We start from the raw sequence: 24,796 nt of genomic DNA on the forward strand, positions 1-24,796 counted from the left end.
TTAAAAACTATAACAACCAGCTATTTAAAAAACATAGATACTGATATCAAAATTGATCTTTTGAAAGGCTTGCCCTAGCTGGAATTGAATCTAGAAAATTTTTATTAATTGGTTTCATTTGAAAACCGGCTAAATTAGGATTATCACTGGCCGCGTTTATATCTTTATAATTTTGGGATGATGAAACAATGTAAACTTTGCAATGGTTTTTAATTTTGTAATACAATTGGTCATAGATTTCCATAAATTCAAAACCTGTCATTAAAGGCATCATTATATCTAATAGTATAATTTCTGGTAGCGCAGTTGTATCGTTTTGATTTTTGATTAAAAATAGTAGTGCTTCATTTGCATCGTTGTATTTAAGGATGTTTTCAGCGAATGAATTTTTCACTATTAAGCGGGAAGTAATGAAAATATCGATTTCACTATCATCGATAATCATTACATTTTTGAATTTCGGATTTAAAATATTTGTCATGACTTTAAATTTTTTAATGTGATAATGAAAGATGTCCCCTTATTCAATTCAGAATCAATTGTAATAGTACCGTTTAGCATTTCTACAGTATCCTTGACAATGTATAAACCAATACCAGAGCCTACCTTTTTGCTGGCAAGGCGATAAAACATGTCGAAGATTTTAGTATGATGTTTAGGATCTATTCCAATACCGTTGTCAGTTATAGTCAGTTTGAGCGTATTGGCATCTGAAAAGCAATTGATTTTAATAAAATTGTTAGCCCCTTCTTCTTTGTGGTATTTTATGGCATTAGATAATAAATTTTCAATAATTGTATTTAATCGTATTTGATCCGTATAAAATGGTTGTTGCTCGTTTATATCAATTATGAAATCTATATTCTTAGTATCTGGATTTCCCATACAGGAATTTACAATTTCATTAATGTTTTTATGCAAAGCTATTTTCTGCACTTTCAATGATACCCGATTGTTTCTGGAATAGTTTAGTATGTTTTTTATAAAATTATCCAACCGATTAACGCTGTCGCGAATCATTAAAACATGTTTCAAAGTATCAGGTTCGCAAGTTTCCGCTTCTACAAAATTGATTAAACCAAGTATAGAGGTCAGTGGAGATCTAAGATCATGCGATACACTATAAACAAATCGGTCTAATTCGGTATTGGTTTTTATTAGTTTCTTGTTCTGTAAATCGAGATCAATTTCTGCTTTTTTTCGTTCGGTAATGTCGAATCGAGTGGCGACATATTGATAGGGCTTTCCTTTTATATCTAAAAATGGAATAATAGTTGTGTTTACCCAATATACAGTGCCATCTTTAGCCTTATTTTTAAGTTCTCCTTTCCAGGTTTTACCTTTGGCAATTGTCTGCCAAATTCCCTTGATATATTCTTTAGAATGATAACCGGAGCTTATGATTCGATGGTCCTGTCCTATCAATTCTTCTTTTGTATATTTTGAAATGGCGCAAAAGTTATCATTGGCATGGGTGATAATTCCTTTTTGATCCGTAATTGCTACAATGCAGGATTCATCGATAGCGAATTTAAAATCTGATAATTCTTTGTTTACATTGAGTAATTCCTCTTGTCTTTTCTTAGTTAAATCAATTTGAATATTTAGATCCTTATTATATCTTTCTAATTCTAAAGCTACTCGTTTGCTTTCAGAGATATCGGTAAACATTGCTAATGCACCATTGAATACATTGCCATCATCGAATAAGGGATTAGCCGAAATATGGGTCCAAATTTCACGTCCTGATTTAGATATAAATTTAGCTTCTAAATGAACAGTATGTCCTTCATTTATACGATATAATTCATTTAGCGTATTTTCCTTGTTATCTTCAGCCAAGAAATGACAGATTTTTTTATTCAACATCTCCTCCTGTTTAAATTCAAGTAAATCGAACATTCTATTGTTTATAAAGGAGGTATTGTGGTCTTTGTCCAATAACCAAATACCTTCCTGAGCAGTTTCAACAATCTGTCTGTATTTCTTTTCACTTTCTTGTAGGGCTTTTTCTATAGCAATTCTATCTGTAATATCAGTCATCAGATTTACAGCTCCCGTAATTTTACCTTTAAGATCGTAAAAAGGGACTGGATGAATAGTAACAACTCGTCGATCACCGCTAATTTTTTCAATAATTCCCTCACCTTTCTGCACCATTCCCGTTTTTAATAATAGGGCCATCGGACAAGAATCTAAAGGTATTAAGTCGTTTTCTAATGTAAAGATCTTGCTTGAACCACACCATAAATCAACACCTATTTTTGGTTCACGGCCCCATATGTCTACAGCTGCTTTATTGTATAGTAGAATGCGCCCATCTGCATCACAGGCATAAATCGCAATAGGAAGATTATGAATCAATTCCCTATATCTCTTCTCACTTTCTTCTACCTTTTTGCGGGACTCGACTTGCTCCGTCACATCATTTGCAAAGAAAAAGACACCATCAATATTGCCTTCGAGGTCCCGATGTGGCTGATACGTGACATCAATGTAAGTATCCTCTAATATTCCATTCCCATTAAAATCGAACTGGAACAGCATTTCACTTGCTGAAAAGGTTTCGCCAGTTTGGTAAACATCGTCTAAAAGTTCAAATATTCCCTGACCTTCTAATTCTGGTAATACCTCCTTGACTGATTTTCCAATAATGTTGCTTTTATCATTTTTTGATATTAATTGTAAATAGGGTGGGTTGGCCAATTCATAGATATGATTTGGACCTTTTAAAATGCCCATTGCAGAAGGAGCTTGCTCGTAGAGATCCTCAAAACGTTTTTTTTCCAGTTGAATGGTTTTCTCTAATTTTTTTTTATCGGTTATATCTTTCGCTATGCTAAAAACTAATTGATCTTTTTCATCCCATTTTGCTGACCACAGATTTGAAACAATAGAACCATTTTTATGTAAATAACGATTTTCAAAAAATTCTGTTTCCACACCATCTCTTAAACTTACATCCTCCTTCACGGATTTTTCTAGATCTTCTTTAAAAACTAAATCTAAGAATTTAGTGCCCTTTAGTTCCTGTGGGGTATATCCCCAAATTTCCAGCGAAGCGGCATTGACATCAACAAATCTCCCGTCGGAATCAATGGTACAAATAACATCCATTGAAGCATCTAAAGTTTTGTTAAGCCGATTGACGGTTTCTTTTAACAAATGAGTTGTATTATCTAATTTCTCTTTAGATTTTAAGTGATCAGAGATGTCATGAATTGACACAGAAACTTTTTCTCTAGCAAAAGAATCGAAGAATTTAGAAGCAGAAACAGAAGCCAAAAATTTACTTCCGCATTTGCGAATTAAAGTAGCCTCTCCTTTACTGCTGCCGTTAGTAAGGCGTTCCTTCATTAAAGACTTAATGCGGCGGTCGGTTTTATCGATAATTCCGTCGCTGCCTTTACTAATAATTTCTTCTTCGGTCATTTTAAACATCTCACAGGCAGCAGGATTAGCTCTGATTATCAGGCCATCCGTCTGAGAGAGTATTATTCCGTCGAGACTGTTTTCGAAAACAGCACGATATTTGGCTTCTTTTTCTGCCAACTCCGCTTCCATTTGTTTGCGGCTGCTGACTTCACTAAATTTAAATATAATACCGTTCAACTGGGGATCGCTCAACTGGTTATTGCCAGTTCCTTCAAACCAGCAATAATTTCCATTTTTAAGTTTCAATCTAAAGGAAGTCGGAATAACTTGTCCGGGATTGTTTTTTAGTTCCTTTAAAAAGTCATACACCAAGTCCCTGTCTTGAGGATGAATTATTTCAAAAATGTCGTAACCATGCACTTCATCAGGGGTCCATCCTGTAATCTTTTCTACTAATGGACTTCTATAAATGGGATTTAAATTTTCATCAACAACAGCGTAAATTATTTCGGTATTTTCTACCAATGTTCGATATAAATATTCTTTTTTTTCTAATTCTTCCAGACGGGATTGTGCTTTACCACTGATATCAGTATTTGCATTATTCTTTTCCATTTTATTTAAGGCTGATTTCATTTTGGTTGCCAGACTGCAGAGATTATCCTTGAATACAAAGTCAGTAAGACCATAATTAAAAAAAAAGTTCATCTTTTGTTCTGTTGCGGGATAGGAAACAAATATAAAAGGTGTTGTAGGTATATGTTTTTTTGCTGTTTTAAAGATTGTTGTTCCCTCAAAATCAGGAAATATATTATTGGACAAAATAATATCAGGTTTGTAACTTTTTATTGCCTTTTTAAAACCTTTTTTTGTATTGGTTATCTCAATAATATAATTAGTGTATTCTTTATCCAAAATCTGATTAACCAGTTCTATATTATCAAGAAATGACTCTACCAACAGTATTTTAGTCAATTTAAAATTCATGGATATGGGGATGCATTTGGGGAAGTTTTAAAAAAAAATATGATAATTCTTCTTTTAATAAACTATTTATTTATAAAAATATACAATAATTAACACATAAAAAGATGCTTTTAATAAGTGTAATTATGTTTTAATAAATGCGGTCTTACGGCGATAAGTGTTTATTATAAAAATAGTAGATCAAAAACAAACGGGGACGTAATTCTTGTTTCAATTTTTAAAACAAAAAATTATGTAGTGTTATTTTGAAGTTAATTTACACTTTAGCATTATGGTTGATTTTAATAGAAAAAATAGAGAATGCTACCGATTAGGCTTAATGGGAATTGTTAGGATTTTCAATCTGTAGGATGTAAATCGTATAAAATCAAAACATTTAATTAAGGCAAAAGAGTATATTCCTCCATACCAGAGAACACCAGATGGAATAAAAATATTTAGGTCTGAATTCTAGGACCAAAAAGAGGAGAAATAATTTTAGTGAAACATCAAACCATTAAAAAAGTCATTAGTAATTGGTTTTACTACAAATAGAGAAACTGTTTTATCCTGTTTAGCTTTAGAGATGTCACGATCGTCAATGGTGGATGAAACCATAATAATTTTACAATGGTCAATAGCGGTTTGGGAAAGGTTCTTAAATTTTTCTAAGAATTCAAATCCTCCCATTAGAGGCATGTAAATATCTACAAATATAATTTGAGGCAAAACTGCTGTTAGGTTTTGATTTTCAATGAGATATTCGAGGGCGGTTGTGGCATTATCATACTCCATAATGGTAGAAGCAAAATTACAATTCGTAATCACCTTAGATGTAATATAGAGATCTAAAGAATTGTCGTCAATTAACATCACTCTGTCAAACTTCGGTTGTGTTACATTTTTCATGAAAAAAAATTAAGTTGGTGAGGGAATCGTTTTTTTTTAAGATTTTTATATAGGTTATAATTTGATGAATTTGGTAAATTCTTCTTGTCTTCGTTTGGCTACTGGAAGTGAAGATCCATTAGTAAATTCACAGCTATATCCATCCTTTTTTGAAATTTTGGTGATGTGTTTGATATTGATGACATAGGAATGATGAATTCTAAAAAAATAGTTCGGATTTAGAATCGCTACATATTCTCCAAGATTTCTACTGGATAATATATTTTTATCATTAATCAAAAAGAAATTAGTGTACTTTCCTTCCGCTTTACAAAAAATAATATCATCCATTTTAATAAGTTCAATTTTATCTATTGAAGAAACGGCAACGTACTCATTGTTTTGATACATAGTATTCAAAACATTAATATCATCTACCTTTTTATTCTGAAAACATAATTCCATTTCAATTCTTTTAATAGCTTTATAAACCGAGAGGATTAAATCATTGTAATTTAAAGGCTTAACTAAAAAATCAATTGCGTTTAATTTGAGTGCTTTTAGTGCGTAGGAATCGTCAGAAGAAATAAAAATAAATTTCGGAGGATTAAAATCCAATTCGTTTATATATTCAAATAGACTTTCATTCTTTTTTGAAATACCGATGAATACTACATCTGGTTTATGTAATTTAATTAAATCTAAACTTTTTTCAACAGAAGACTCATTCCCGACAATATTTATTATCAGCGGGTTATCAGCTGCAAACGAATGTAGTATTCGCGCGGTCTCTTCCTGATCGTCAATTAAAACAGCGGTAATTTGTTTCATTAATTCAAAAAATAAAAATGAGGAGTAAATTTAACAAAATTGAAATATACTTTATACGAAGCAATTGTTAAAAAAAAAAAAGATTAAGAATATAATCAAATGTATTTTCATTCAATTATTCATCATTTTTAGGTTCGCAAATTCACTGCAATTCGATATTATTTCTTTGTTTGAAATAAAACTAAAATCGTTTCCGATTTGATCATAAAAAATACCTTTTCTAATTTCATACATTGAATTAATAACTTTTCTTCTTAATTTTCGGGGATATTCATTTTCTACTATTTCTCCGTTTTTAAGGTGAATTTCGAGTACGTAGGATTTATATTCCATAGATATAATACCGATTAATGTTGGTAGTAGTACTATAAACATTAACACTAGCTCTACATGTTGCAATACTACGAAGGAAATTGCAATACACGATATTGCTATGATTGATAAGGTTTTATATAAGGGCGCCAACTTTTTTACTACTATATGAACTTTCTTCATGTCGGAGAACAAAATTTCTTTGCTGTTGGCCAAATTAAGGTTTAAAAAAATTCCATTTTCTTTCAGACCTAAGTGTCTGTTATGAGTGTTAAATCGCATTTTTTATGAGGATAGGTAAAGTTGTTTTATAGAACATTGAATTAAATTGATATTGTGTATTTTTTTATGCTTTTCCCTTGGTATTACATGTTCGTATTAATCATGGGTCCGTTCCTTAACAATGCTTATTTTGGTTATATTTAAAAAGAATCGAATAGTTACAGTATTTATATTCCTTAATTCAGCTCGTCTTTACATGAGCGAGAATTGTAGATGAAAAATTTGGTGGAATTTGTATTTTACAATAAAGACGTGTTTTGAGAACGCATTAAACAACATATTTTGCAGTAACAAATCTATTGTTATAAAGTCACTCTATAGATCTTTAATCGATGTAGTTATTAAATGACAGCATAGGAAAATAAGTGTAGTCTTAATAATAATAAGTGTAAATAAATTAAGTTTATGGGAGCCATTTTATAGAAATTGTGAAGTACGAAGTAGAAAAAAAAACAGCTCGCTTAAAGAGTTACCAATAGCTTTATAAGGGTTGCGTTTATTAAAACAGGGAAGGAAGCAATTATTATATAAGAGCTATACCAATGAATGATCTGTGCGTTAACAAGGCTAATAAGCCATTATTGAAAAAGAAAGTGTTACTGGTCAATAAAAGTGCTCTGAATTTCCAATTCGATTGGCGTTTTGTCTTGCTTCATATTATTAAACTTTCCTTTATAGATTGTTCCCCCTTTTCCTTGCCAAGTCCCAAAGGACAGTTGCATTTTTGCGATCTCATCCAGAGTTCTAATCTCCTTAATTGTCAAGGACAGAAACTCATTCAAAGTGTATCCGCAATGTTATATTGCCGCTTGATTGAGATCTAAAAAATAAAGGGTTTCCATATCAAAAACCCAAAAAGGTATTGGACACAAATGAAATAAGTCCTTATATCGATTCTTTGACTCTTCTAATTCAATGCTCTTTTTTTTTACTTGCTATTTTATATAAAATACTTATATGCAATAAGATGTGATTTTGCTTTCGCCATAAGAGGAGGAAAGGTACTCTTTGATCAAGAGAAAATATACTAGGTTATCTTCGATCAATAAAATATGTGACACTAATACATCTTGTTTCATCTTTTAAGCTTTATTTGGAAGTTTAACGATATTAACCCAAAATTCACCCAGGTGTTTTTCGACAATCTTTCTGCAAGATGCAGACCCAAGACCACTTCCAACAAAATTCTTTTGAGGGTGCAACCTTTTAAATGGTTTGAGATATTCGTCTTTGTTACCCCTCCCATTGTATTGAATAGTAAAAGACTAATGTAGTGATTGATCATCAAAAAATAGCACTCCAATTTGCAGGATCGTATGAATCCTGATGGAAACGGCATCCTCTTTGTCCCGATGCATAAGGACGAAGAGATACAGCAGCCAGCAAGACGACTTTTGATTAAAGCATCTAATGTTGTGCTCATAAAAACAAATTGCAACGCATTCGTTCATAACTACTGAAGATTTCTTCTCTATACCAAAATCTAAATTCCTAATTTGCGCCTTCAAAATTAATAGTAAAAATGAAGGTCTGTATCGCCGAAAAACCAAGTGTCGCCCGTGAAATCGCATCCGTTTTGGGTGCCAATACCAAGCACGATGGGTATTTTGAAGGTAACGGATATTATGTTACTTACACCTTTGGGCATTTATGCACCCTAAAAGAACCCAACGATTACAAACCACATTGGAAAAGTTGGGATTTGAATAATTTACCCATGCTTCCTGAAAAATTTGAGACCAAAGTAGTCGATAATCAAGGGATTCAGAAGCAATTTAGGATTATAAAAAGTTTGTTTGACAAGGCCGATTTGGTCATCAATTGTGGGGATGCGGGACAAGAAGGAGAACTTATCCAGCGCTGGGTGATGAACGAAGCTAAATACCATGGCGAAGTGCAACGTTTGTGGATTTCGTCATTAACCACCGAAGCCATCAAAGAGGGTTTTGAGAATTTAAAACCGTCTTCCAACTACGATAACTTGTATTATGCTGGATTTTCTAGAGCCATTGGCGACTGGTTACTCGGTATGAATGCGACCCGCTTGTACACCGTAAAACATGGCGGATACAAACAAGTCTTGTCTATTGGTCGGGTGCAAACGCCAACCTTGGCCATGGTAGTGGATCGCTTTAAGGAAATTGAAAACTTCAAACCACAACCCTATTGGGAGTTGCAAACTTTATACAGAGACACGCTTTTTAGCTATGAGGAAGGCCGTTTTTTGAAAAAAGAAGATGGAGAACTTTTGGCCAATAAAGTTAAAGAAAGTGATTTCGAAATTGTTTCAGTAGATAAAAAAAACGGAAATGAATTTGCACCAAAACTGTTTGACTTAACAGGATTGCAAGTATATTGCAATACCAAGTTTGGGTTTACAGCTGATGAAACACTCAAAATTGTACAAACTTTGTACGAACAAAAAGTTGTAACCTACCCTAGGGTCGACACTACATTTTTACCCAATGATGTCTATCCAAAAGTTGCGGGGATTCTGCAAAAATTAACGAATTATGCAACCTTAACTCAACCTCTTTTAGAAAAAAAGATTAAAAAATCGACAAAGGTTTTCAATGATAAAAAAGTTACGGATCACCATGCGATAATTCCAACAGGGATTCAATCCAATTTGCAATACAATCAGCAGCAAGTGTATGATATTATTACACGCCGATTTATTGCGGTTTTTTATGACGATTGTTTGGTTGCCAATACGACAGTTTTTGGTAAAGCTGCCGAAGTTGTATTTAAAACCACCGGAAAAGTTATCCTAAAAAAAGGATTTCGAGTAGTATTTGAAGATCCGAATGCCAAAGAGAAAGAAGCCGATTTATTACCGAATTTTGTCATTGGCGAAAAAGGGCCACACCAGCCTTCGTTTTTGGAAAAAGAAACCAAACCGCCCAATCAGTTTACAGAAGCGACCTTATTACGGGCTATGGAAACCGCGGGCAAACAGGTGGATGATGAAGATTTACGGGAGTTAATGAAAGAAAACGGTATCGGACGACCGTCTACGAGAGCCAACATTATCGAAACCTTATTCAAACGCCAGTACATCATTCGAAACAAAAAACAGGTTTTGCCAACGCCAACGGGAATTCAGTTGATTGATACTATTCAGAATGATTTGGTCAAATCGGCTGAACTTACGGGAAGCTGGGAAAAACAATTGAAGGATATCGAAAAAGGAACCTATACTGCCGGAGCGTTTATCAACAACATGAAACAGATGGTTGATGCTTTGGTATATGAAGTACGCAGTGAAACTAGGCGTGCCAATATCTCGCATGCAGGAAGTGTACAAAAGGAAGTCGCCATCGTTGAAAAAAAGAAAGCGGCAGGAATTATGGCAGAAAAGTGTCCAAAATGTAAAAAAGCCACGCTTATAAAAGGAAAATCGGCTTATGGTTGTGGCGATTATAAAATGGGCTGCGATTTTAAAGTGCCTTTTACTTTTGCGGATAAAAAAATATCCGAAAACCAATACTTGCGTTTGCTTCAAAAAGGATCTACGGTAAACTTAAAAGACTTCAAAACTGATGCTGGAACCGTAGAGGGTTTGCTGCGTTTTGATAACAATTTCAAACTTAAATTAGAACCTAAGAAAACGAGCGCTCCTACTCCATCAACAGGAGAGCAAGCAACATCGGATGCATTATCTTGTCCGAAATGTCAAAAAGGAACGGTCATCAAAGGAAATGCAGCTTATGGTTGTAGTGATCATAAAATGGGATGTGATTTTAAAGTGCCTTTTGATGTAGTTCGTGCTAAACTAAAAGATCAAAAACCAACTAAGGAACTGGTTCATATAATTTTGAAAGAAAGTTGCTAGAGATCTTTAACTTCATTTTAGTACTAAGGACAGAATCGCAACGTTTTCAATGTAAAAACATCAAACTTTTAATTTTACGTTAAAAAAACACCCTGTCACTTAAAGTGATTTTGAAAAGTAAATCGACCGCTTATTAAATAAAAAAATCGAATAATCGTTTCTAATTAAATTGATTTACTACGGTACATTCAAAGCTTCAAGGGCATAACATCTAATAAATTGATTGGTACTCTTAAACAAAACAGTCACACTGTATAAATTTAAAATTGAATCATTCCGAAAAAAAATCGATTTGACTTTCACTTTTAGCTATGTCAAATTCAATCTTTTTCTTAAATTCGCAAATCTTAATATAAAATATCAATGTCCATCTAAAATGAAAAAAATAACACTAATTCTGCTTTTATCCTTATCACTGACTTCTTGCTTTACTTCTAAAGAAAAATCTAAAATAACAGCAGCAAACTGGTTACCAGGAAAATGGGAAAACAAATCAATAGATGGAGATCTTATAGAAACATGGACAAAAGTAAACGATAGCGTATATGATGGTCAAAGTTTTTTTATCAAAGGAAAAGATACCTTACATTTTGAACACATCCAATTAGTCCAAAAAGGAGAAAACCTACTCTATATTTCGAACATTAGAGGTCAACATGAAGATAAACCTGTAACGTTTATTCAAAACATTACCATCGAAAAGCAATTGGTTTTTGAAAATCTTAATAATGATTATCCCAAAAAAATAAGTTACAATCCGATTTCTAAAAATGGTTTGATTATTGAAATTTCAGGAATTCAAGAAGGAAAACCTAGTTTTGACACTTATACATTGAAAAAAGCGAAGTAATAAACTCCTATTTATTAAAAATTAGAAACCTTGCCTTAAAAAAGCAAGGTTTTTTTATTGCCTATTTTTTTGATATTCAATCAGATAATAACTTTATTTATAATTAGTCTAAATAACCTTTGGCGATTCGAAAATGGTTTTTATATTTGCATTATTATTTTTAATCAGTCTAAATAAATATAAATGAAAAGCATTTTACTTCAAACAATTCTACTATTTTCCTTTGTTAGTTTTGCGCAACAATCTAATACAGGAAATATAAAAGGAAGCGTAGAAACTAGTGACGCAAAGCCAGCCGAAGGCATTTCGGTTTCCATAAAAGGGAGCAATCGCACTACTATTGCTAATAATAATGGTGAATTTGAATTGAAAAATATTCTTTCAGGAACACAAACTTTAATTATCACTTTAGTTGGGTACACTGATTTAGTGCAAAAAGTGGAAGTAAAAGCAGGAGAAACAGCTCAAGTTCAATATCAACTTGGATTATCCAATACCGAACTGAATCAAGTGGTTATTTTAAGTAACAAAAGTGCCTTTAAAACCAATCGGATATCTTCCTCACTACGTTTGCAATCCCCTATTATACAAATTGCACAAAATATTCAGGTTGTAACAGGAAAGCTAATTCAAGACCAACAAATTAACAATATGCTTGAAGGTGTAACTCGCAACGTGAGTGGAGCTACACGTGTAGAGCATTGGGATAATTATGCCAATATTACCATGAGAGGCAGTCAGGTTGCCGCTTTTAGAAATGGTATGAATGTGAGCACTACTTGGGGTCCGTTGACAGAAGACATGAGTATGGTCGAACGTATCGAATTTGTAAAAGGTCCTGCAGGTTTTATGTTGGCTAATGGAAATCCCAGTGGTTTTTATAATGTAGTCACCAAAAAACCAAGTGGCAGAAACAAAGGAGAGGCCAGTGTATCTTTGGGCAGTTATGGAATGTATAGAGCTACAGTAGATTTGGATGGAAAACTAACCAAAGACGGAAAACTGTTATATCGTTTCAATGCCATGGGAGAAAAGAAAGACAGCTACCGTGATTTTGACTTTAATGACCGCTACACTTTTGCACCCGTATTAAAATATTTATTTTCAGACAAAACTTCGGCAACACTTGAATATACGCAACAATTCTCTAAAGTAAATGCCATTGGTAGTAATTATGTTTATGCTAAAAAAGGGTATGAAGAATTACCTAGAAGTTTTACCACTTCTGAAAAAGAATTAGACCCTACACGAATGCTGGAAAGAAATTTATTGGCTATTGCAGAACATAAAATAAATGACAAATGGAAAATTACTGCCCAAGGTTCTTACTTAAATTACCAGCAGGAAGGAATGTCGTTATGGCCAGCTGGTTTTGATCCAAACAATGACGCTATCCTGAAAAGAGCTGGTGGAAATTGGGATATTTTAGGAAAAATATATGTTGGACAAGCTTATCTAAATGGGGAAATTCAAACAGGATCCGTTTCCCATAAAATACTATCAGGAGTAGATATGAGTGACAAAACTTATTATCATGATTGGTCACACTATTTTGTATTGCCAGATCTAGACATTTATAATCCTGTACATGGTATAACGGCTTCGCCAACTTTTGACAGAAGTAAAGACATGGAGGACAGAGGTGTCAAATATCAAAATAATTACAAAGGATTTTACGCACAGGACGAACTAGGATTCTTAGACAATTCATTACGATTAACATTGGCAGGAAGATATACCCTATTAAAAGCAGGCAATGTTTATTCTGGAAGTTCGAAAAACGAGAAATTCACTCCCCGCATTGGATTGAGTTATTCTGTGAACAAAAACACATCGGCCTATTTTGTAAGAGACGAATCCTTTACCGAAAATTACGGAAGCGATTGGCAAGGAAAAAGTTTCAATCCTCAAACTGGAACCAACCTAGAATTAGGTTTCAAAAGAGACTGGTTGAACGGAAAATGGAATTCTACATTTGCAGCCTATCAAATTACAACCAACAATGTCCTTACATTTGATGCTGAACATTCTTCGGGGGTTATGCAATATAGTAGAGAAAGTGGTCAACAGAAAGTGAAAGGTCTTGAAATTGACATTAAAGGGGAAATCTTCAGAAACTTTGATGTTGTTGCAAACTATGCGTTTACCGAAGGAAAAACAACAAAAGATACCAATCCAGCAATGGTTGGAAATCAAATTCCCGGAAGTACGAAACACATCTTAAATACTTGGTTAAATTATAAAGTAGACAACGGATTACTGAACGGATTTGGTGTTTCATTAGGATATCAGTATCAAATAAAAAGAGCACCTTGGTATATTTCACCTGCCAACACTGGTACATTACCCGACTATTTCCGCCTGGATGGTGGATTATCGTATCAAATAAAAAAAGTATCAATAAATCTTATTGTAAATAATATACTGAACAAGTACTTGTATTCTGGAGGATATTACAGCTACACTGATATGTATTACTGGCAAGCGGAAGCAGGTACAAATGCAAGAGTAACTGTAAGTTATAAATTCTAAGATTGTTTTTGTTTTGTTTAACCAAACTCCTCCTTTCGGCGAGGAGTTTTATCCATTTTTAATGAAAAAAATTAGTTTCAAAAAAGCGATAGGGCAACTACATTTGTGGCTTGGATTATCATCTGGAATAATTGTCTTTATAATTGCCATCACAGGTTGTTTATATGCTTTTCAGGAAGAAATTCAAAATTACACAGAGGAATATCGTTTTGTAGAAAAACAAGCCAAACCCTATTTGCCGCCCTCCCAATTGGAACTAATTGCCCGAAATGCAGTACCGGATAAAATGCTTCACGCCATTAAATATAATAGTCCTGAAAAATCGGCAGAAGCCATATTTTATCATTACGAACCATATTACTATTATACAATATACTTAGATCCGTATTCTGGAAAAATACTTGAAAAAGTAAATATGGAAGAAGGTTTTTTTAGATTTATTTTGGATGGACATTATTACCTTTGGTTGCCTCATGAAATTGGACAAATAGTAGTTGCATCAGCCACCTTAGTTTTTCTTGTTCTTTTGATTTCAGGCCTAATACTTTGGTATCCCAGAAATAAAAATGCCAGTAAACAACGGTTTAGATTTAAATGGAAAAAAGGAACAAAATGGAAACGTAAAAATTATGACTTGCATAACATCACTGGGTTTTATCTGTTACTAATTGCCTTAATTTTTGCAATTACAGGTTTGGTTTTTGGCTTTCAATGGTTTGCTTCCTCTTATTATACTGTACTTGGTGGTGAAAAATCGTTGGTATATCAAGACCCTATTTCGAGCAAGTCTAAACTAACTGTAGAAAAGCCATTAGACAAAGTTTGGCATCTAATGCAAAAAAAATATCCTCAGGCAAAATCAATCGAAGTGCATCCTCCTGAAAATGACCTTACCGCTATTGCAGCAAATGCAAATCCAGAGGAAGGAACTTTTTGGAAAATGGACTACCATTATTTTGACCAATATACTTTGGAAGAAAAAGAAGTGAATCATGTTTTTGGAAAGTATAAAAATGCAGTTATTTCAGATAAATTAATGCGAATGAATTATGATATGCACACTGGAGCAGTACTTGGACTCGTCGGTAAAACAGTTGCTTTCATTATTAGTTTGCTCATTGCCAGCCTTCCTGTATCTGGATTTTATATTTGGTGGGGAAGAAATAAAAAAGGTAAAAAGAAAATAATTGAATAATTCTTTTAAAAAATCAACATCCTGTTTAATAAAAAACAGGATGTTTTTTTTTGTAATTCACTGAATATAAGCATTGTTAATAATAACCTAAAATTTTATTTATATTTAATCTAAATAAACTTTGTGAATTTCAAAATGCTTTTTATATTTGCATTATTATTTTTAATTAATCTAAATAAGAATGAAAATCAAAACACTTTTTACAACATTAGCAGTAACTGCCATTTTATCATTAACCTCTTGTACAGATAGTGATGATGCAGGAAAGTTCAATTACACAAGCCCATCAACGTATACATTTGAAAGAAACAGTAGTTCATCGGTAAACTATTCAGGACAAACTTCTCGTTTATTAATGCTTGATGAAATGGGGAATTACATCAAAAATACAGCTACCAATGGAACTATTGCAGATAATACTGTATTAGTAAATATGTATTCCAATACTAGCAACCCTTTTTCGACTTCTGATTTGAATACTTCGGGAAAACAATTAAAAGACAAAACGGCATCTTCCAAAGATTATTTTACTTTATTCCTTGGAGGTGGTACAACTACAGAACAAATCAGTGTACGTGCACTTTTTGAAACACAATTCCTTAACGCAAAAGTAGCCAGTCAAGGTAGTGCAGCAGCAGCTGGTGTTGCAGGTGTTTACTTAGACGGAACTACCAAGCGATTATTTGCCGCAAATGGATTAGAACCTCAACAAGTACTCTTAAAAGGAATGATGGGAGCCTGTTTGTTAGATCAAATCGTAAACAATTATTTGAGTGTGAATAAATTAGACGAAAGTTCTAATAAGGAGAATAACACTAATAAAATAGTAGAGACTGGAACTTCTTATACTACAATGGAACACAACTGGGATGAAGCCTATGGTTATATTTATGGAGGAGACAATCTAACTACCACTCCAATTGCATTGAAATATTGGAGTAGTTACATTAGTCAAGTCAATGCAGATGCTGATTTTAATACTATAAGCGAAGATATAAATTTGGCTTTCCGTAAAGGTAGAGCAGCAATTGTTGCCAATGATTACAATACCCGCAATGAACAAATTGACATTATAAAGGCCAAAATTGCATTGGTTCCAGCCGTAAGAGCAGTATTTTATTTAAAAGAAGGAAAAGCAAAATTAGTTACTGATAATGGTGCTAAAGCTTTTCATGCACTTTCCGAAGCTTATGGTTTTATAATGGCTTTAAGATATACTAATAAACCGGGAACTAACAGCCCTTATTTCACTAAAGCAGAAGTAGATACAATGCTAGCATCTTTAACAAGTGGCACGAATGGTTTATGGGCAATAGACAGTCTCAGTCCTAAACTAGATGCAATTGCATTACAAATAGCAACAAAATTTGGATTTACTGTTGCGCAAGCTGAAACAGTAAATTAAAGGATAAACTATTTTAAGCAGAAAATCATTTGTACTTTTGCAAAAAAATTGTTTTCACAAACAATATTTTTAAAATGCAAATTCATTAATACCGTTACAATATAAACAACTACTTATGAAAAAAATACTTTTATTAACAGTAACAATTTGTTTACTTATTGCTTGTTCATCAGGTGATACTTCTAACGGAAATGGAGATAATTTTGATAGAACAGCAATGTTAACGAATTGGGCCGATAATATAATTATTCCAAGTTACACTGCTTATCAAGCAAAAGTACAAGTGCTTTTAACGGCTGTCGCTACGTTTAATACCGCTCCTACAGAAACCAACTTACAAGTGGTTAGAAGTTCCTGGACAGAAGCTTACAAAGCATATCAAAAGACTTCCCAATTTTATTTTGGAAAAGCAATGGAAATCCATTATAATGAAAAAGCAAATACATACCCAACTGATATCGTCAGCATTAACAGCAATATCAGCTCAGGAAGCTATGATTTAGAACTATTATCTCAATATTCCAAACAAGGTTTTCCTGCCATTGATTACCTAATAAATGGCTTAGGCGCTACCGATGCCAACATAGTTAGTTTCTACACAACAAATACAAATGCAGCCAATTATAAAAAGTATTTGACTGAGCTAACGACACAACTAAAATCGAATATTGATCTTGTGGTTACCAATTGGAATACAAGTTATAGAACAAGTTATATTGCCAGTAACGGAAATTCGGTAAGTAGTTCAGTAAACATCACGACCAATCTTTTTGTGAAAAATTTAGAAAAATACATTCGTTCGGGGAAAATTGGAATTCCGGCTGGTGTTTTCTCCAGTGGCGCCCTATTCCCAGAAAAAGTAGAAGGATTGTATCATAAAACTATTTCCAAAGAATTATTAACAGTTGCATTGCAAGCAGAACAAGATTTCTTTAACGGAAAACACTTTAACAGTACAGCAACTGGACCAAGCCTACAATCGTATTTAGATTATGTCAAAGCAGTTCGAAGTGGTCAAAATCTAAGCACCATCATCAACAATCAATTTACGGCTATTTTTACGGCTAACACTAATTTAAGCACTAATCTATCAGCACAAATCAGTTCGGATAATTCTAAAATGATTTCTTCGTATGATGCTATTCAACAAAATGTAGTTTATATAAAACTAGACATGATGCAAGCATTAAACATTACGCTTGATTATGTAGATAGCGATGGAGATTAGTTATGAATAGTAGCATCACAAAATATTTAAACACTTATTCTTCCGCTGCTACTTTAGCCTTTTTTAGGCTCGCCTTTGGTATCATGATGTTTTTTAGTTTAATTCGTTTTGCTTTAAACGGTTGGATTGAAAAATTTTATATCACACCCCAATTTCATTTTACCTATTATGGTTTCGGATGGGTAAAACCAATTGGGAACTATACTTATTTGTTATTTATTATTTGTGCGCTTGCGGCTATTTTTGTAGCTATTGGTTACAAATACAAATTGGCAATACTCACCTTTTTTTTAAGTTTTACCTATATCGAATTAATAGAAAAAACGACTTATCTCAATCACTATTACTTTATTACTCTTGTCAGTTTTGTTCTGCTGTTTTTACCCGCCAATTGTTATTTTTCTGTTGATGCGCACCAAAAACATTCATTAACATTTGAAAAAATACCGCGTTGGAATATTGATATTCTTAAAGTCCTTTTGGCTATAGTGTATATCTATGCTGGATTGGCAAAAATAAATTCGGATTGGCTTTTTGAAGCAATGCCGCTGAAAATATGGCTTCCTGCCAATTCTAATCTTCCTATCGTTGGCTCATTTTTCAATCAAAACTGGCTGCAATATGCTTTTAGTTGGATAGGGATGATTTATGATTTAACTATTGTATTCTTATTGATAAATAAAAGAACTCGCTATTTTGCATTTGCCTTAGTAGTCATTTTTCACGTACTTACTCGGATATTGTTTCCAATCGGGGTGTTCCCATTTGTTATGATTATCAGCACACTGGTCTTTTTCGAATCGAATTTCCATAGTACAGTATTAAAATGGATTTCTAATAAACTGAATTTTACGGCTGTTTATTTTGAAAACAATAAAGAGAAAACACCAGAGTATTCCTTCCTATATAAATCCAAAATACTTTTCCTCTCCTGTTTTTTGGCCTTTCAAATAGTATTTCCTTTCCGCTATTTATTATATCCAAAAGAGCTTTTTTGGACAGAAGAAGGCTTCCGGTTTTCATGGCGAGTAATGCTTATGGAAAAAGCAGGTTATGCTGAATTTACGGTTACTGACGCTTTAACAAAAAAAGAAATAAAAATAAACAACAGTCTGTTCTTAACTTCTTTTCAAGAAAAACAAATGTCTTTTCAGCCCGATTTTATATTAGAATACGCCCATTATTTACACGATTATTACCAACAACAAGGCATTAATAATCCCGAAGTTCGCGTAGAAAGCTACGTAGCTTTAAACGGAAGATTAAGTCAAAAATTCATAGATCCCGAAATAAATTTAGCCAACATACATGATTCTTTCCAACACAAAACTTGGATATTGCCTTTCAATGACACCATTGATGGCTTATAGCCTACTGTTTTTTATCTTATTTTCCTTAAATTGCTTTGCCCAAAATACAATCTCTGGTTTTGTAACCAACAGTAAAGGGCATAAACTAGCAGCTGTAGTAGTATTCAACAAAACTTTGGGCACAAAAAGCACAACCGATGCAAATGGCGAATTCCAAATTAATACCGAAAACAATGCTACGATAGCATTGGCTTTCTTTAAAGAAAACTACATGTTTTTAGAAAGAACCATTAGTGCTTCGGATAAAATCATACACATTGAGTTAGAAAGAATTACTTCACTTTCAGAAGTAGTTATCAACATCCAAAATGACAAATTGTTTGCACTCAGAAAAATGAGCGACATTGAAGGCACCGCCATATATGCTGGGAAGAAAACCGAGGTGATTTCGATTAGTAAACTAACTGCTAATAAAGCGACAAACAATGCCCGACAAATATATGCTCAAGTTCCAGGCTTAACTATAAACGAAAGTACTGATGGTGGATTACAATTAAGTATTGGAGGTCGTGGCTTAGACCCAAATCGAACTTCTAATTTCAACACAAGACAAAACGATTATGACATTAGCGCCGATGTTTTGGGTTATCCTGAAAGCTATTATGCAACCCCTACAGAAGCCTTAGGAGAAATTCAATTAATTCGAGGGGCTGCTTCTTTACAATACGGAACCCAATTTGGTGGATTGGTCAATTTTAAAACCAAAGCTCCTTCGACTAAACCTTTTGAATTAACAACACGAAACACTCTTGGTTCTTATAATTTGTATACCAATTTTACATCATTATCAGGCACCAATGGCAAATTCAGTTATTATTCATTTGTAAATTATAAAAAGGGAGACGGTTTTAGACCCAATTCCGAGTTCGAAAGCAAAAATTATTTTGCTAATTTGAATTATCAATTTACAGAAAAAACATCCTTGCACTTTGATTATACTTATTTCAATTATCTAGCGCATCAAGCCGGCGGGTTAACCGATGTTATGTTCAATCAAAATCCACAACAAAGCAATCGCAGTCGAAATTGGTTTGCCGTAAATTGGAATCTCTTTGCCTTGAGACTGAATCATAAATTTGAGAATAATGCCGATTTCTCTTTACAGCTATTTGGTCTGGATGCTAGCCGAAAAGCGGTTGGATTTCGTTCTAATAGAGTCTCTATTCCAGATCCTGGGGTAGGCACAGAAAGGGATTTAATCGTGGGGGAATTTGTGAATTGGGGAGCCGAAACTCGCTATTTAAAACGTTATTCTTTTATGGACAACAGCAGTGCTTTTCTTATTGGCGCCAAGTATTATCAATCTAAAAACAAAGCAACCCAAGGACCAGGAAGTTCTTCCGACAATGCTAATTTCTCGATGGCCTACGATGAGTTTCCGCTCTATGCCAATCAATCCAATTATACTTATCCTAATTTGAATTTTGCTTTTTTTGGTGAAAATATATTTAAGATTAGTAATAAATTTTCAATTACTCCAGGGTTTCGTTTTGAAAAAATAAAAACGCAAGCCATAGGTTCGTATCGTGAAATTATTTTTGATTTGGCAGGCAATTCCATCTTTGATAAAACCATAGATGAAAATGAAATCAAAGACCGTCATTTTGTATTATTAGGTATAGGCCTAAGTTATAAACCTCAAAACGGGATGGAATTTTACGGAAACGTTTCACAAAATTATCGTTCCGTTACCTTCAATGACATTAGAGCCGCAACTCCAGGACAAGTAATTGCAAACGACATTACTGACGAAAAAGGATTTACTTCCGACATTGGAATTCGTGGACAAATAGGTTCCAAAGTGAACTTTGATGCTAGTATTTACGGCTTGTACTATGACGCTAAAATTGGAGAATACCCTGTTGCGATTCCTAGCTATGCGCGTTACCGCGATAATATTGGAACTGCAGTAACTTATGGTTTCGAATTGATGTTGGATTGGAGTATCAATAAAACATTCTTTCAGGACAAAGAGAATTTTGTTTGGAATTGGTATACAAATACCGCTTTTACCAACTCGGAGTATTTAAAATCTGATGCCCAAAATATAAAAGGAAATAAAGTCGAATTTGTTCCTTTTATCAATTTCAAAACCGGAACTGGAATTGGCTATAAAAACTTTATGTCTAGCATTCAGCTTACGTATGTATCCTCTCAGTATACCGATGCCACCAATAGTAGGACTGACCCTAATGACAACACTTATGGAATTTTTGGACAAATCCCATCCTATTATGTAGCCGATATTTCAACTTCTTATAAATGGAAAAACTTCAAACTAGAAGCAGGAATTACCAATTTTACCAATAATAATTATTTTACACGAAGAGCTACAGGATATCCAGGACCTGGAATCATTCCATCAGATAACCGAACTTTTTATACCACTTTAGAATTTGTATTTTAAACTCCTTAATTCATAATGAAAAAAATCATTCTCAGAAACCTACACCGCGATTTAGGTTATTTTTATATCGGACTGATTGTGTCCTTTGCCTTTTCTGGTCTAATGATGAACCACAGAGAATCTTGGCATCCTGAAAAATATACTACTGAAACCAAAGCTATAGAAGTACAACTTCCTGAAGAAAGCGCTATCAACGATGCCTTTGCTAAAGAATTAGGAAAGAAACTAGGCATTGATGACAAAATGAGACGTCAAATGGTAAAAAAGGAAACTTTTAAAATTTCTTTTGAGAAACACGATGTCGAAATTGATATGAAAACGGGAAAAGGCGAAATTGTCTCTTTTATTAAAACACCGATTGTAAGTCAGGCTATGTTTATACATAAAAACACCTCTAATTTCTGGATTTATTATTCTGATATCTTCGCATTAAGTTTAATTACAATCGCTTTGACAGGAACAATCATGATTAAAGCAGGTAAATTCAGTTGGAGAAACCGAGGTTGGAAATTGGCAGTTGCTGGTCTTGTTTTTCCTTTGTTATTTTTGATTTTGTTTGGGTAAAAAACTAGTATATTCTATTATAGAAATCCGTGGCAACATGGATTTTTTTGTTTTTGGAAAAAATGTAGTACTGGATTTTCATTAATTAATTCATACATTAGCTACTAAAACAAAGAAACCTTTTAGTAAAAAGAACCAGAAGATATTTTAAAAATTGGAGAACTTTTATGGTTGATCAAAAATAGTTATAAAAATTGTGCCACCGCGTTTCACTAATATAACGCACATTTCTCCAAAAACTATCCTTTTTACAATTGGGAACTACCTATGCCGCCTTATAAATTAAAACAAATTTGGCGAGAAATAAAACTGCAAAAAAATTACCTAAAATAATGAAAAAACAAACACTACTATCATTTGTCATTTTAAGCTTGCTATTTTCTTCCTGCAAAGGGCAAAATAAAGAATCTAAAAAAGAAGCCTTTCCATATACTAACGAACTGATACATGAAAGCAGCCCTTATTTATTGCAACATGCCCACAATCCTGTAAATTGGTATCCCTGGGGTGACAAAGCTTTTCAGAAAGCAAAAGAGGAAAATAAATTAGTTTTGATAAGTATTGGTTATGCAGCTTGCCATTGGTGTCATGTGATGGAACAGGAGAGTTTTGAAGATGTTGAAGTTGCAAAATACATGAACGAACATTTTGTTTGTATAAAAGTAGATAGAGAGGAACGCCCCGATGTAGATCAAATTTATATGACTGCTTCACAGCTATTAACAGGAAGTGGCGGTTGGCCTTTGAACGCTTTGGCATTATCCAATGGAAAACCTTTTTATGCAGGCACTTATTTCCCTAAAAAAAGTTGGTTAGAAATGTTGGCTTATTTTGTAGACATTCAATCTAAAAATCCAAAATCCTTAGAAGAACAAGCACAGAAAGTGACAGAAGGCATTAATAATTCAGAAACAATTACATTTTCAAATGAAAAATCTTTTGCTACAATTGAGGACATCAACACTATTTTTAACCAATGGAAAACCAGTATTGATTTTAAAAAAGGAGGAGAAAATAGAGCTCCAAAATTCCCTATGCCATCTAATTGGGAGTTTTTATTGCAATACAATTATCTAACTAAAAACGCCGAAGCTTTAAAAGCGGTAACTATTACTCTTGACAACATGGCCTTTGGCGGTATTTATGACCAACTGGGTGGTGGATTTTCAAGATATTCAACAGATGTAGATTGGAAAGCCCCACATTTTGAAAAAATGCTTTATGATAATGCGCAATTAGTCAGTTTATATTCCCACGCCTATCAAGTAACAAAAAATCCTTTGTATAAAACTGTAGTTGAAAATACTATAGCATTTGTAGAAAGAGAATTAACCGCAGCCAACGGTGGATTTTATTCTTCCTTAGATGCCGATAGTGAAGGCGAAGAAGGCAAATATTACGTATGGACAGCAAAAGAAATTACCGCCACTTTAGGCAAAGAAGCTCCCTTATTTATAGATTATTTCCATGTTTCTAAATCTGGAAATTGGGAAAAAGGAAATAATATATTGTATAAAAGTTTGAAGGAAGAGCATCTCGAAAAAAAATACAATTTAACGACAACACAAATTCAATCTAAAATTGAAGAAGCTAAAAAAAAGCTGTTAAAAGTGCGTTCAAAAAGAATAAAACCAAGATTGGATGATAAGATTTTAACATCTTGGAATGGGCTGATGATTAAAGGATATATCGATGCTTATGAAGCTTTTGGTGATGAAAAATACAAAAACAAAGCGACGAAAAACACTAATTTCTTACTTGAAAAAATAGTTCAAAAAGATGGTGAATTGAAACGAAATTTCAAAAACAATTCTGCTACAATCAATGGACTTTTAGATGATTATGCTTTTACCATTTCGGCATTTATTGCTGTTTACCAAGCCACTTTTGACGAAAGTTATCTCAACAAAGCAAAAGAACTAACCGATTATAGTATTAAACATTTTTTTGATGCCAAAACAGGAATGTTTTTCTACACACACAATCAATTTTCAAATTTAATTTCTAGAAAAATGGAAATTGCAGACAATGTAATTCCCTCGTCGAATTCACAAATGGCGAAAAATTTGTTTCAACTAGGCTTATTTTTCGACAATGAAGATTATACTTCTAAATCAAAGCAAATGCTTTTGAATGTTAAAAATGATACACACAAAAACATTCGTTACTATTCCAATTGGGGCAGTTTAGAATTGCAATTTATTTCACCACCAACTGAAATCGCCATTGTTGGTAACAATGCAGAATTAGTAAGAAAAGATTTTTCAACCTATTATTTGCCCAATTCTTTATTTTTAGGAGGTAAAAATGAAGGAACACTAAGTTTATTAAAAGACAAACTCATTGCTACTAAAACGATTATTTATGTTTGTACCAATAAATCATGTAAGGCACCAACGACCACTGTTGATGAAGCAATGAAACAGATTAACAAATAAATTTTAAGCATTATAAACTAAAAATCCCAATTCTACAATTATTTCAGAATTGGGATTTTAAATTTATAAAAAAGGATAGCTGTTGCGATTTCAACCTAGCCTGCTATTTTCCAGCGTTTTTATTTTAACCAAATCTTCGGCTTCTTTTGTATTTCGTTAGCCAAAACTTTCTTCTAAATAGGAAACAATTATTATTTATTATGTAAGGTTTTAATCTGCAATAGACCACAACTTTGTATAGTTATGAAAATTAATCTGTTGACTTCTACAGCTCGACAGCATTTGGTACTATTGTATAAAGAAAATCTAAAAATGTAG

At 33.2% G+C, this 24,796-nt stretch carries 17 protein-coding genes; 10 read left to right on the plus strand and 7 right to left on the minus strand.

Going from position 1 to position 24,796, the window contains the following annotated elements; all coding sequences use genetic code 11:
- Positions 1-46 precede the first annotated feature (46 nt).
- From E0F76_RS11695 to E0F76_RS20035, 7 genes are all read right to left on the minus strand, one after another.
- Complete coding sequence (locus E0F76_RS11695; protein WP_132006003.1) at positions 47-481, minus strand: response regulator; 435 nt, start codon at positions 479-481, stop codon at positions 47-49.
- Positions 478-4,350, minus strand: coding sequence for a PAS domain S-box protein (locus E0F76_RS11700; protein ID WP_165932691.1), 3,873 nt, complete (start codon positions 4,348-4,350; stop codon positions 478-480). Before E0F76_RS11700 ends, E0F76_RS11695 begins: the two co-directional genes overlap by 4 nt.
- A 489-nt stretch (positions 4,351-4,839) precedes the next feature.
- Positions 4,840-5,250, minus strand: a complete 411-nt coding sequence (locus tag E0F76_RS11705) for a response regulator (RefSeq protein WP_132006009.1) — start codon at positions 5,248-5,250, stop codon at positions 4,840-4,842.
- A 54-nt stretch (positions 5,251-5,304) separates the two neighbouring features.
- Positions 5,305-6,060 carry a LytR/AlgR family response regulator transcription factor gene (locus E0F76_RS11710; RefSeq protein ID WP_132006012.1) on the minus strand — a complete coding sequence of 252 codons (756 nt, stop codon included), beginning with the start codon at positions 6,058-6,060 and terminating at the stop codon, positions 5,305-5,307.
- 111 nt (positions 6,061-6,171) lie between these two features.
- Complete coding sequence (locus E0F76_RS11715) at positions 6,172-6,654, minus strand: hypothetical protein (RefSeq protein ID WP_132006015.1); 483 nt, start codon at positions 6,652-6,654, stop codon at positions 6,172-6,174.
- Positions 6,655-7,250: 596 nt separating this feature from the next.
- Positions 7,251-7,376 (minus strand): hypothetical protein, encoded by a 126-nt coding sequence (locus E0F76_RS19885; protein ID WP_281275283.1) that lies wholly within the window; start codon positions 7,374-7,376, stop codon positions 7,251-7,253.
- A gap of 360 nt (positions 7,377-7,736) precedes the next feature.
- Entirely contained in the window at positions 7,737-7,910 is a 174-nt protein-coding gene (locus E0F76_RS20035; RefSeq protein WP_407920990.1) for a hypothetical protein, read from the minus strand.
- Between the two features lie 266 nt (positions 7,911-8,176).
- Between E0F76_RS20035 and E0F76_RS11720 the strand changes: the two genes are divergently transcribed.
- The 10 genes from E0F76_RS11720 to E0F76_RS11765 all read left to right on the plus strand — a co-directional run bounded on the left by E0F76_RS11720 (position 8,177) and on the right by E0F76_RS11765 (position 24,478).
- Positions 8,177-10,489 (plus strand): type IA DNA topoisomerase, encoded by a 2,313-nt coding sequence (locus E0F76_RS11720; RefSeq protein WP_132006018.1) that lies wholly within the window; start codon positions 8,177-8,179, stop codon positions 10,487-10,489.
- 376 nt (positions 10,490-10,865) lie between these two features.
- A complete protein-coding gene (locus E0F76_RS11725) occupies positions 10,866-11,339 on the plus strand; it encodes a DUF6265 family protein (protein WP_132006021.1) in 474 nt (157 codons plus the stop codon).
- Between the two features lie 183 nt (positions 11,340-11,522).
- Complete coding sequence (locus E0F76_RS11730) at positions 11,523-13,871, plus strand: TonB-dependent receptor (RefSeq protein ID WP_132006024.1); 2,349 nt, start codon at positions 11,523-11,525, stop codon at positions 13,869-13,871.
- Between the two features lie 61 nt (positions 13,872-13,932).
- A complete protein-coding gene (locus tag E0F76_RS11735; RefSeq protein ID WP_132006027.1) occupies positions 13,933-15,066 on the plus strand; it encodes a PepSY-associated TM helix domain-containing protein in 1,134 nt (377 codons plus the stop codon).
- A 181-nt stretch (positions 15,067-15,247) separates the two neighbouring features.
- Positions 15,248-16,471, plus strand: coding sequence for a DUF4856 domain-containing protein (locus tag E0F76_RS11740; protein ID WP_132006030.1), 1,224 nt, complete (start codon positions 15,248-15,250; stop codon positions 16,469-16,471).
- A 115-nt stretch (positions 16,472-16,586) separates the two neighbouring features.
- On the plus strand, positions 16,587-17,699 hold the full coding sequence (locus E0F76_RS11745) for an imelysin family protein (RefSeq protein WP_132006032.1): 1,113 nt from the start codon (positions 16,587-16,589) through the stop codon (positions 17,697-17,699).
- A gap of 2 nt (positions 17,700-17,701) precedes the next feature.
- A complete protein-coding gene (locus E0F76_RS11750) occupies positions 17,702-19,069 on the plus strand; it encodes an HTTM domain-containing protein (RefSeq protein WP_132006035.1) in 1,368 nt (455 codons plus the stop codon).
- A complete protein-coding gene (locus tag E0F76_RS11755; protein ID WP_246022049.1) occupies positions 19,059-21,476 on the plus strand; it encodes a TonB-dependent receptor domain-containing protein in 2,418 nt (805 codons plus the stop codon). Before E0F76_RS11750 ends, E0F76_RS11755 begins: the two co-directional genes overlap by 11 nt.
- A gap of 15 nt (positions 21,477-21,491) precedes the next feature.
- Positions 21,492-22,040 carry a PepSY-associated TM helix domain-containing protein gene (locus tag E0F76_RS11760; RefSeq protein ID WP_132006038.1) on the plus strand — a complete coding sequence of 183 codons (549 nt, stop codon included), beginning with the start codon at positions 21,492-21,494 and terminating at the stop codon, positions 22,038-22,040.
- Positions 22,041-22,372: 332 nt separating this feature from the next.
- Complete coding sequence (locus tag E0F76_RS11765; RefSeq protein WP_132006041.1) at positions 22,373-24,478, plus strand: thioredoxin domain-containing protein; 2,106 nt, start codon at positions 22,373-22,375, stop codon at positions 24,476-24,478.
- Positions 24,479-24,796: the final 318 nt, after the last annotated feature.

It is taken from the genome of Flavobacterium cellulosilyticum (assembly GCF_004349355.1).
Classification (GTDB): domain Bacteria; phylum Bacteroidota; class Bacteroidia; order Flavobacteriales; family Flavobacteriaceae; genus Flavobacterium; species Flavobacterium cellulosilyticum.